The 11,154-nt window shown below is 67.9% G+C and carries 9 protein-coding genes; 8 read left to right on the top strand and 1 reads right to left on the bottom strand.

What is annotated here, in order from left to right; genetic code table 11:
• Positions 1-543: 543 nt before the first annotated feature.
• Both abc-f and KIT86_RS22245 read left to right on the top strand, forming a co-directional pair.
• Positions 544-2,445 carry a ribosomal protection-like ABC-F family protein gene (gene abc-f / locus KIT86_RS22240; protein WP_297402461.1) on the top strand — a complete coding sequence of 634 codons (1,902 nt, stop codon included), beginning with the start codon at positions 544-546 and terminating at the stop codon, positions 2,443-2,445.
• A gap of 48 nt (positions 2,446-2,493) precedes the next feature.
• Positions 2,494-4,722: an ATP-binding protein gene (locus tag KIT86_RS22245; protein WP_297402463.1), complete on the top strand. Its 2,229-nt coding sequence runs from the start codon at positions 2,494-2,496 to the stop codon at positions 4,720-4,722.
• Between the two features lie 15 nt (positions 4,723-4,737).
• Here KIT86_RS22245 and KIT86_RS22250 read toward each other — a convergent pair whose 3' ends face one another.
• The gene (locus tag KIT86_RS22250; RefSeq protein ID WP_297402465.1) at positions 4,738-6,156 is read right to left on the bottom strand and encodes a PLP-dependent aminotransferase family protein; all 1,419 of its coding nucleotides are present in this window, start codon (positions 6,154-6,156) and stop codon (positions 4,738-4,740) included.
• A 143-nt stretch (positions 6,157-6,299) separates the two neighbouring features.
• Here KIT86_RS22250 and KIT86_RS22255 point away from each other — a divergent pair, with 143 nt between their 5' ends.
• From KIT86_RS22255 to KIT86_RS22280, 6 genes are all read left to right on the top strand, one after another.
• On the top strand, positions 6,300-6,914 hold the full coding sequence (locus tag KIT86_RS22255; protein ID WP_297402467.1) for a LysE family translocator: 615 nt from the start codon (positions 6,300-6,302) through the stop codon (positions 6,912-6,914).
• Positions 6,911-7,855: a DMT family transporter gene (locus KIT86_RS22260; protein WP_297402469.1), complete on the top strand. Its 945-nt coding sequence runs from the start codon at positions 6,911-6,913 to the stop codon at positions 7,853-7,855. The genes KIT86_RS22255 and KIT86_RS22260 overlap by 4 nt, the downstream gene beginning before the upstream one ends.
• Before the next feature lie 12 nt (positions 7,856-7,867).
• Positions 7,868-9,088, top strand: a complete 1,221-nt coding sequence (locus tag KIT86_RS22265; RefSeq protein ID WP_297402471.1) for a PLP-dependent aminotransferase family protein — start codon at positions 7,868-7,870, stop codon at positions 9,086-9,088.
• Positions 9,089-9,092: 4 nt separating this feature from the next.
• Positions 9,093-9,707: a glutathione S-transferase family protein gene (locus tag KIT86_RS22270; RefSeq protein WP_297402473.1), complete on the top strand. Its 615-nt coding sequence runs from the start codon at positions 9,093-9,095 to the stop codon at positions 9,705-9,707.
• 20 nt (positions 9,708-9,727) lie between these two features.
• Positions 9,728-10,582 (top strand): PhzF family phenazine biosynthesis protein, encoded by an 855-nt coding sequence (locus tag KIT86_RS22275; RefSeq protein ID WP_297402474.1) that lies wholly within the window; start codon positions 9,728-9,730, stop codon positions 10,580-10,582.
• 15 nt (positions 10,583-10,597) lie between these two features.
• The coding region (locus KIT86_RS22280; protein WP_297402476.1) for a VOC family protein at positions 10,598-11,154 on the top strand (557 nt) is incomplete at its 3' end.

Here is an 11,154-nt window from a genome sequence, read left to right on the forward strand (position 1 = left end):
TAGTTCGATCTTGAAATTACTCATAAAAACGGAATTGAAGTGAACTTCACTTCTATTCTCATGAGCGTTTAAAGTCTTGCGACTTGAACTCTTTCGAGTCCGTTTTCGCAATCGCCTTCAAACGCCCACGCTTATCGGCTGTATGTTTTTAATGATCTCGCAGCACCCGGTAGCTACTGCCTCCTTCGTCTGCTTGCTTAGCTGCGATCAGCTGAGCCTCGTATTATGACACAGTTTTTGGCGCCGTGTCAAAAAGCTTGAATTTTTTTATCTCGCTTTTTGCACCGCCTTGACCGGGCCTTCTCCTGCCTGCTCACCACATTCCGAAGAACTTGTTGGTGAGCAGCGAAGCCTTGCAGTATACGACAGATTTTGGGCGTTCGTCAAAGTCCTGCAAAAAAGTTTGTGCAGGGCCGCTTGAGCGGCGAAGGCTCCCAGGTCAACGCACTGCATATATAGGGGCGCGCCGTTGCGCAGCCAGAACGGAAGCCTCTCGCCTGCGCGCACGGGGATAATCGAAGCTCCTTCTGACCCGGACTTTTCATGGCACTTATCACTCTGCAGGACGCGCAGCTGGCCTTTGGCCACGTGGCTCTGCTTGACCACACCGACTTCGCGCTGGAAGCGCAGGAGCGGGTCGGTCTCATCGGACGCAATGGCACCGGCAAGTCGTCGCTGTTGAAAATCCTTGCATCGCTGGAGAAGGCCGACGACGGCACGCTGCAGGTGCAGACCGGACTGCGCATCGCTTATGTACCGCAGGAACCGGTGCTGGATATGCAGTCGTCTGTGTTCGAGGCCGCCAGCGTGGGGCTTGCGGACGCGCGCGCGGCGAGGGATCTCTACTTGAGTGGTGCGGACGGCCTGGACCTCGATGCGCTGCAGAGCCGAATCGAGGCGTTGGACGCCTGGAATTGGGAGCAGCGGGTGGAGGAGACGCTGCAGCGCCTCCACCTGGATGGCGCGGTGCGCGTGGGCGAGCTTTCAGGCGGCAACAAGAAACGCGTGGCCCTGGCTCAGGCGCTGGTGAGCCGGCCCGACGTGCTGCTGCTGGACGAACCCACCAATCACCTGGACCTCGACAGCATCACGTGGTTGGAGGATCTGCTCCTGGAATACAAGGGCAGCGTGGTCACCATCAGCCACGACCGGGCCTTCCTGGACCGCGTGGCCACGCGCATGGTCGAGCTCGACCGCGGCCGGCTGCTGAGTTATCCCGGCAACTTCGGGCAGTACCAGTTGCTGAAGGAAGAGCAGATGGCCCAGGAGGCGGTGATCAACGCCCGGGCGGACAAGCTGCTGGCGCAGGAAGAGGTGTGGATTCGCAAGGGCGTGGAAGCCCGGCGCACACGGGCACAGGGGCGCATCACCCGCCTGGAGCGCCTGCGCGAGCAACGCGCACAGCGGCGCGACGCGGTCGGCAGCGTGAAGCTCGAGGTGGCCAGTGGCAACGCGAGCGGAAAGATCGTGGCGGAATTGGAAAAGGTGACGCAGACGTTCGCCACCACAGACGGCGGGCAGCGCACCGTCATCCGCGACTTCTCGGCCACGATCCTGCGCGGCGACAAGATCGGCCTCATTGGGCCCAACGGCGCGGGCAAGACCACCTTGCTCAAGATCATCCTGGGGGAGCTGCTGCCGACCAGCGGCACGGTGCGTCAGGGCAGCAAGATCAGCGTGGCCTATTTCGACCAGATGCGCGATCAGCTCGATCTGGACGCGACGCTCGAGGATTTCATCAGCCCGGGCAGCGAATGGATCGAGATCGGCAACAAGCGCACCCACGTCAAGAGCTATTTGAGCGATTTTCTGTTCTCGCCCGCCCGGGCCAACGCCCCCGTTCGCACGTTATCGGGCGGCGAGCGCAATCGGCTGCTGCTGGCGCGGTTGTTCGCGCGGCCAGCCAACGTCCTGGTGCTGGACGAGCCCACCAATGACCTGGACATCGACACGCTGGAACTGCTGGAGGATCTCCTGCAGCAGTACGAAGGCACGGTATTCCTGGTGAGCCACGACCGGCGTTTTCTGGACAACGTTGTCACGAGCACCCTGGTCTGCGAGGGTGAAGGACGCTGGCGCGAGTATGTGGGGGACGTGCAGGACTGGCTGACCCAGTCGGCGCGGTCTGCCGCCCTGCAGCGCGAGCGCGCCGCGCCAACGCCCCCAACGCCGGTCGTCCCGGCAGCCAAACCGGCCAGTTCGTCCGCCCCACCCTCACCCGCCAAGAAGAAGCTAAGCTACAAGGAGCAGCGGGAGTTCGACGCGCTGCCCCAGCTGATCGCGGCCCTCGAGGCCGAGCAAGCCACCATTGGCAAGGACCTGGAGAATGGACAACTATTTCACAGCGATCCCGCCCGCGCGGCTCAACTTGGCGCCCGCCATGCCGAAGTCGAGGGGGAATGGCTTCAGGCGCTGGAGCGCTGGGAAGCGCTTGGCGGCAGCTGAGGGCCCCGTACGGGAATCCTAGGCCTTCGCACCACCTCACACACGCCCATGACGCCCGATCGTCTCGCCTTTGACTTGCAACGCACGCTGGACGAGCTCCAGCAGGAGCGCGAGCGCACGCAAAAGCTGCAGGGCGAACTCGACCACCAGAGCCGGGAACTCGACCGCCTGCGCAACGCGCTGCACTGCGAGTCCAACAGCCGACTGCTGGCCGAAGAGGCCCTGGATGAAGCGCGCGACCGTCTGCAGCTTGCGGTGGATGCCGCCGGCCTGGCGCTTTGGGACTGGCAACTGCCCGCCACCCAGGTGTTCCTGACGGCGCGGTGGGGCGAATTGCTCGGCGACATCGCTGCCGACGGCTACTGGGAGGCGGTCGACCTGCGCGCACGCCTTCACCCCGACGACATCGAACCACTGCGCCTGCAGGTGATGGGCCTGCTCGAAGGCCGCAGCCAGCGTGCCGTGGTGCAACACCGGGTGCGGGCTTCCGAAGGCTGGCGCTGGGTCGAAACGCATGCCATGGTGGCCGAGCACGACAGCAAGGGCCAGCCCCTGCGGCTCATGGGCACCCTGGCCGACATCGGCGAGCGCAAACGGATCGAACAGGACGGCGAGCGCGCCCGCGAGCTGACCGAGCAGGCGAGCCGGGCCAAGAGCGAGTTTCTGGCCAACATCAGCCACGAGGTGCGCACGCCGCTCAATGCCTTCATGGGCCTCACGCGCATGCTGATGGACTCGCCGCTCAATGCGGACCAGTCCAGCTGGCTGGCGCTCATGGACAACTCGGCACACGAGCTGCTGGACCTGCTCAACAACCTCCTTGATCTCTCGCGCATCGAAGCCGGACAGTTCGACATCGAGAACGTGCGCTTCGACCTGCATCAGGCCCTGGAACAGGCCATCGTGCCGTACGCCGAGCAGGCAGACGAACAGGCCCTGGACTTCCGCTTCGAACTGCCGCCGACCCTGCCCCAATGGGTGATGGGGGACGCCGTGCGTCTGCGCCAGGTGCTGAACCATCTGCTGTCCAACGCGCTCAAGTTCACTCCCCGCGGTGGCCGGATCGAGGTGCGCATCCAGCCGATCGAGGCCTGCGGCCAAGCCCCGAAGCGGCTGCAGCTGCAGGTGCGCGACAGCGGCGTGGGCATTGCGCGCGAACACCATGCGACCGTCTTCGACGCCTTCACGCAGGCCGACGCGTCCACCGCACGCCCCTATGGCGGCAGCGGCCTGGGCCTGGCGATCTGCGCCCAGCTCGCGCGGCTCATGGGCGGTGAGATCGAGCTGCAGAGCGACCCTGGTGAGGGCAGCACCTTCACCCTGACCCTGCCTTTGCGCGAGCTGGACCAGAGCCCGCTCAGCGCCTCGGCCGAGTTGCAGGAGGTCGCGCAGGCCGGGGCCCGCTATGTCGGCCTGGTGGTGCTGCTGGCCGAAGACCACCCGGTCAACGAACTGATGATGCGGCAACTGCTGCTGCGCCTGGGGTGCATCGTGCGCGTGGCGCGCGGCGGGGTGCACGCCATCGCCCAGTGGGAGCAGGGCGGCATCGACCTGGTGCTGATGGACGTGCAGATGCCCGGCATGAGCGGGTTGCAGGCCACGCACGAGATCCGCGACATCGAAGCCCGTCGCAAGCTGCCGCGCACCCCCATCGTGGCGGTGACGGCCAATGCCATGCCGGGCGACCGCGATGCCTGCCTGGCCGCCGGCATGGACGGCTACACCGCCAAGCCGGTCAGCCCGCAGGCGCTCATCAAGGAAATGGATCGGGTGCTGAAGCTGGACGATGGCCAGGACGCGCCCGAAGAAGCGCCGGCCGCGCCCGAGCCACCGCCGCCACAGACGCCGGCACAGCCCTCGATGGCCATGCCCGCCGCCCTTTCAAGCGAGCGCGCTGCCGCCGCGCACCTGGAGGCGCTGGACGTGGAGAAACTGCTGCGACGCCTGGATGGCGACGAGGAGACCCTGGGGCAACTGGCCCAGGCCATGCGCGCCGATCTGGCTTCTCGCCAGAGCGAATTGCACAAGGCGCTGCAGGCGCGCGACTCGGCCGCCGCCGTGGCGCACGCGCACGGGCTCAAGGGTTCGCTGGGCAGCATGACCGCCGAACGCGGTGCGCGCCTGGCCAAGGGCCTTGAACTGGCCGCCCGCTCGGGCGACTGGCACCTCTTCGCTCGCGCCCTGCCGCTGATGCAGGCCGAGGCGCGCCAGATCGACCGCGCGCTGGCGGACATCCTTCAGGCCCGCGGCCGCGACCTGTTCGATACCCGGCTCTGACAGGCCACGCCGGGCTCAGCCCGAAGCCTTCAGGCGCGAAAACACGCGCCAGAACGCAGCGTCCTGCGCGGTCGTGAAGTTGATGCGCATGAGGGTGCTGGGCGCGCGCGCGGCGTGGAACAGCGCACCAGGCGCGATCAGGTAGCCCTCGTCCAACATGCGCTGCGCCAGGGCGTCGGTGTCCACGCCGGTATCGACCCAGCCAAACAGCCCCACCGGCTCGGCCACGAAGATGCAGCCCGCCCCCAGCGCCAGCTTCACGCTGCGCGCCCGCGCGGCATCGAGCCGGGTGCGGATGCGCTCGGCATGGCGGCGCAGCTGACCCTGTTCGATGCACAGGGCCAGCGCCCGCTCCAGCAGCGAGGGGGTGGTCAGGGTGGAGAGCAGCTTGGTGTCGAGCAGCGGCTCCACCAGCGCCGGTGGCGCGGCCAGGTAACCGATGCGCCAGTTGGGGGCGAGGATCTTGGCAAAGCCGCTCACGTAGATGGTGCGCTGCAGGCCGTCGAGCGCCGTCAGCCGAGTGGCGTGTTCGGGAGCGATGTGGCTGTAGGTGTCGTCCTCGACGATGTGGAAGTTGTGCCGATTGGCCAGTTGCAGCAGCCGGTGCGCGCTGCCCGGCGAGAGGCAGTAGCCGGTCGGGTTGTGGAACACGCTCACGCTCACGTACAGCTTGGGCTGGTGCAACTCGCAGTACTTGGCCATCACCTCCAGATCTGGCCCGTCTGCGCGGCGCGGCACTGGCAGGATGCGCATGCCCAGCGCGGCCAGACGCGCGAACTCCACCGCCCAACCGGGCTCCTCCACCATCACCGGATCGCCCGCGCGCAACAGCGTGCGGCTCACGATGTCCAGAGCGTGCGTGGCCCCCACGGTCGTGATGATGTGATCCGCATCGGCGTGCACGTTGAGCGAAGCCAGCTTTTGCGACAACACACGGCGCAGGCCGCTGTCGCCCATCGGCTCGCCGTACTGGAGCGAGAAATCCTGCAACGCGCGCGCGCTGGTGACCTTGCGAACGGCCGCCGGCATGAAAGTCGACTCCAGCCATTCCGGCGGAAACACACCCATGCCCGGATGCGGCTTGCTGCTCACCTTGTGAAACATGCCACGGATCAGGGCCGTGGCATTGATCGGTGAAGCGCTGGCGCCGGCGCGCGCGGCAGCAGCCTTGGTTTCGCCCGCGGGCCCCTCGGCGCGGGGCGTGGGCATTTCGCGCACAAAGAACCCGCGGTTCTTGCGCGCCTGCACCAAGCCTTGCGCGAGCAACTGGTCGTAGGCGGCCACCACGGTGGAAGGACTCACGCCATGCTGCTGCGCGCACTGGCGCACCGAGGGCAGGCGGGCACCGGGCGCCAGCAGGCGGCTGCGGATGCGATCGGCAAAGCGCACGGCAAGTTGCTCGGTCAGGGATTGTGCGGGGGTCTTCATCAGCATGTCGGGAGCATCCTTCCAGCGCCTGTACTGTCGCGTCGACCAATACAGACGCGCAACTGAACCGATCAACTGTACTGGTTGTGTACTGGCCCAAAAGCGTACATTGAACTGCCTGCACTGACAAGCCCATTCCTCCGATCTTCATGAGCGCCTCCGAGTTGACCGCCCTGCTGCTGTTCTGCACCGCGATGAGTTTTTCGCCGGGGCCCAACACCACCCTGTCCACGGCCCTCGCGGCCAACCTGGGCCTGCGGCGCGCCCTGCGTTTCTGCCTCGCGGTGCCCACGGGCTGGACGCTGCTCATGCTGGCCTGCGGCCTCGGCCTGGGGGCGCTGGTGCTGAGCGTGCCGGCCCTGCGCTGGGGCGTGAAGCTGCTGGGGGTGGCCTACATGCTCTGGCTGGCCTGGAAACTGGCGGGCGCCTCGAAACTGTCGGAGGTGGATGCCTCGCGCCTGAATGTCAGCTTCCTGCAGGGCGTGGCTTTGCAGTTCCTCAACATCAAAGCGTGGATGCTGGCGCTCACGCTCACGGCCGGCTGGGTGGTCAATGCCGCGGGGCAGCCCGCGCCCAACCCGGGCCAGCGGCTGGCCATGATCTGTGGGGTGATGGTGTTCTTCGCCTTCACCAGCAACTTCACCTACGCAGTGGCCGGCTCGCTGCTGCGCCAATGGCTCGCTCAGGGCACGCGGCTGGTGTGGTTCAACCGCGTGCTGGCGGCCGTGCTGGTGGCCACCGCCCTCTGGATGCTGACGGTATGAACACCCAGAGCCTGCACCTGCCGCGCTGGATCGACCGGCCCTCCAACAAGGGGCTGATGCTCGGCCTGCTGGGTGTGGTGCTTTTCGCGCTCACCCTGCCCATGACGCGGCTGGCGGTGGGCACGGTCGACGCGCCCCAGATGTCTGGCGTGTTCGTCGCGCTGGGCCGTGCCGTCGTGGCGGCCCTGCTCTCGATCGCGTTCTTGGCCGCCACGCGCGCGCCCCTGCCGCGGCGCGAGGACCTGTTGCCACTGGCCATCACCGCGGCCGGCGTCGTGTTTGGTTTCCCCTTGTTCACCTCGGTGGCCATGCGCTATGTGGAAGCGGTGCACGCCAGCGTGATCGTGGGTGTGCTGCCCCTGGCCACGGCGGCGGTCGGTGCGCTGCTGCACCGCCAAAGGCCGTCGGCCGGCTTCTGGGCCTGCGCCGCCCTGGGCAGCGCGCTGGTGGTGGGTTTTGCGGTGCTGCGCTCGGGCAGCGCGGGCCTTACGCTGCACCCGGCTGACGCGCTGCTGCTCGCCGCCATGTTGTGCGCCGCCGTGGGCTATGCGTACGGGGCGCGCCTGTCTCAGCGCATGCGCGCCGAGCACGTCATCTGCTGGGCCCTGGTGATCGCCCTGCCGCTCACCCTGCCCCTGGCCACCCTGACCCGGCCGCAGGCCGCGCTGCAGGCGTCGGCCTGGTGGGGCTTTGGCTACACCGCCGTGTTTTCCATGTGGATCGGTTTCTTCGCCTGGTACCGCGGGCTGGCCCTGGGTGGCACCGTGCGCGTGAGCCAGGTGCAGCTGGTGCAGCCCTTTCTCGGCATGCTGTTCGCGGTGCCTCTGCTCGGCGAACGGCTCGACGCCGTCACGCTGGGTTTTGCGATCGCGGTGATCGCCACCGTCTTCATTGGCAAGAAAATGCCGGTACACGCCAGCGCGCCCACCGAACGAGTTTGAACGGAGACCTTCATGAAGCCCAACGACCTGCCCACCCCGTCCCCCACCGCCACGCCCTGGACCCTGGCCCGACGCGCCGCGCGGATGAACCCCTCGGTGATCCGGGAGATTCTCAAGGTCACGGAAAAGCCCGGCATCATCAGTTTCGCGGGGGGCCTGCCCTCCCCCAAGACCTTCCCGGTGAGCGCCTTTGCGCAAGCCTGCGCCAAGGTGCTGCGCGAAGACGGCCTGGCCGCCTTGCAATACTCGGCCAGCGAAGGTTATGGCCCCCTGTGCGAGGCCGTGGCAGCGCAACTGCCCTGGGCGGTGGACCCGGCACAGGTCCTCATCACCACCGGCAGCCAGCAGGGCCTGGACCTGGTGGCCAAGGTGCTGATCGACGCCGACAGCCGCGTGCTGGTCGAAACGCCCACCTACCTGGGCGCGCTGCAGGCCTTCACGCCCATGGAACCCATCATCGAGGCGGTGGCCAGCGACGCCGAAGGCGTCGACGTGGGCGACCTCGAACGCCGCGTGGGCAGCGGCGCCAACCGCGCGCGCTTCCTCTATGTGTTGCCCAACTTCCAGAACCCCACCGGCCAAAGCATGAGCGAGGCACGCCGCGCCGCGCTGGTGGCCAGCGCGGCCGCGCACGGCCTGCCCATCGTGGAAGACAACCCCTATGGCGATCTCTGGTTCGACACCCCGCCGCCGCCGCCACTGAGCGCGCGCAACCCCGACGGCTGCATCTACCTGGGCTCGTTCTCCAAGGTGCTCGCCCCGGGCCTGCGGCTGGGCTTCATCGTCGCGCCCAAGGCGGTCTTTCCCAAGCTGCTGCAGGCCAAGCAGGCGGCCGACCTGCACAGCCCCGGGTTCAACCAGCGCATGGTGGCCGAGGTGCTCAAGGACGGCTTTCTGGACCGCCACGTGCCCACCATCCGCGCCCTCTACAAAAGCCAGTGCGCGGCCATGCTGGAGAGCCTGGGGCAGGAAATGCAGGGCCTGGATGTGCAGTGGAACTCGCCCGACGGCGGCATGTTCCTCTGGGTCCGGCTGCCTGAAGGCATGAACGCCATCGACCTGCTGCCGCGCGCGGTGGACAAGGGTGTGGCCTTTGTGCCCGGCGCCGCCTTCTACGCCGACGAGCCCGATCCGCGGACCTTGCGCCTGAGCTTCGTCACCGCCAGCGTGGAGCAGATCCGCATCGGCATGGCCGCCCTGGCCCAGGCCATCCGCGAACAACGCCAGGCCTGAGCCCATGCTGCAGCTTTGGGGCAGGCTGAGTTCGATCAATGTGCGCAAGGTCGTGTTGTGCGCGCAGGTGCTGGGCCTCGAACTGCCACGCACCGACGCCGGCCTGAGCCACGGCATCGTCGACACGCCCGACTACCGCGCCCGCAATCCCAACGGACTGGTGCCGCTGCTGCAGGACGGGGACTTCACGCTCTGGGAATCGAACGCCATCGTGCGCTACCTCTGCGCGCGGCAGAACCAGCTCTATCCCGGTGATCTTCGGCAGCGTTTCGACGCCGAACGCTGGATGGACTGGCAGCAGACCACGCTCAATCCTGCGGGCAGCCCCGGCTTCAAGCAATGGATCCGAACGCCCGCCGCGCAGCGCAACCACCAGGTGATTGCGCAATCGGTCGCCGCCACCGAGCCGCTGTTCACCCTGCTCGACGAGCACCTGTCGCGCCAGCCCTTCATGGCGGGCGACACGCTCACCATGGCCGACATCCCCATCGCCTGCGAAGTGCATCGCTGGTGGGGCCTGCCGCAGCCCCGCCCCTCTTGGCCGCACCTCGAACGCTGGTATGCGGGCTGGCTGGCCGACCCCGCGAGCCGCGGTGTGCTCGACCTGCCCCTTTCTTGACGAACCCGGAGCATCTTTCCATGGCCCAACGCCCGTTCCAACAAGTCGACGTGTTCACCGAGACCCCCTACCGGGGCAACCCGCTGGGCGTGGTGCTCGACGGCACCGGCCTGAGCACCGAGGCCATGCAGCAGTTCACCGACTGGACCAACCTCTCGGAGTGCACCTTCGTGCTGCCGCCCACCGACGAAGGCCACGCAGCGGGCGCCGACTACCGCGTGCGCATCTTCTGTCCCGGGCGGGAACTGCCCTTCGCCGGCCATCCCACGCTGGGCACCTGCCACGCCTGGCTGCAGGCCGGGGGCCAGCCCCGGGGCGAAGCGCACGTGGTGCAGGAGTGCGGCGTGGGCCTGGTGCGCATCCGGCGCGACGGTGAGCGCCTGGCGTTTGCCGCGCCGCCGCTGCGGCGCAGCGGCCCACTCGACGAGGCCGACGTGGCACTGATCGCGCGCGGCCTGGGGCTGGCGCGTGACGAGATCGTGGCGCACGCCTGGTGCGAAAACGGCCCGCCCTGGCGCGGTGTGATGCTGCGCTCGGCCGACCGGGTGCTCGCGGTGCGGCCCGATGCGCAGGTGCTCGCGGGCATGGAAATCGGCCTGGTGGCCGCGCAGCCTGCCGGATCGGACACCGCCTTCGAGGTGCGCGCCTTCTTCCACGGCCACCAGGCGCTGAGCGAAGACCCGGTGACCGGCAGCCTCAACGCCGCCGTGGCGCAGTGGCTGATCGGCGCAGGCCTGGCGCCGCCGGACTATGTCGCCGCACAAGGCACGGCCATGGCCCGCGCCGGCCGCGTGCACATCCACCGCGATGCCGAGGGCACGATCTGGGTCGGCGGCACCTCCGTCACCTGCATCGATGGCGAGGTGACGCTGTGAAGACCAGGAGAGGCCATGGCTGAGCCGCGGGCGCAGATCGACCACCTGGTGGTCGCCGCGCGCACGATCGACGAGGGCGTGGCCTGGTGCGAAGCCACGCTGGGCGTCGCGCCCGGCCCGGGGGGCGCGCACCCCTTGTTCGGCACGCACAACCGCCTGCTCAAGCTCGATGGCCCCGATGGCATGGCCCAGCCCGCCTACCTGGAGATCATCGCCATCGACCCCAAGGCCACGCCCACGCGCGCAGCCCACCAGCGCCGCTGGTTCGACCTGGACGACGCCGTGATGCACGCGCGGCTGGCCCAGCACGGGCCGCAGCTCGTGCACTGGGTGGCCAGCGTGCCCGACATCGGCGCGGCGGTGGCGGCGCTCAAGGCGATCGGGATCCAGCGCGGCCCGGTCGTGAGCGCCTCTCGCCAGACACCGCAAGGCTTGCTGCAATGGCACGTCAGCGTGCGCGACGACGGGCAGCGGCTCTTCAACGGCGCGCTGCCCACGCTGATCCAGTGGAACGGCACGCGCCCGACCGCGCACATGGCCGACAGCGGCATCACCTTGCGCCAGCTGCGCCT

Source organism: Hydrogenophaga sp., from assembly GCF_026125825.1.
Taxonomy (GTDB): domain Bacteria; phylum Pseudomonadota; class Gammaproteobacteria; order Burkholderiales; family Burkholderiaceae_C; genus Hydrogenophaga.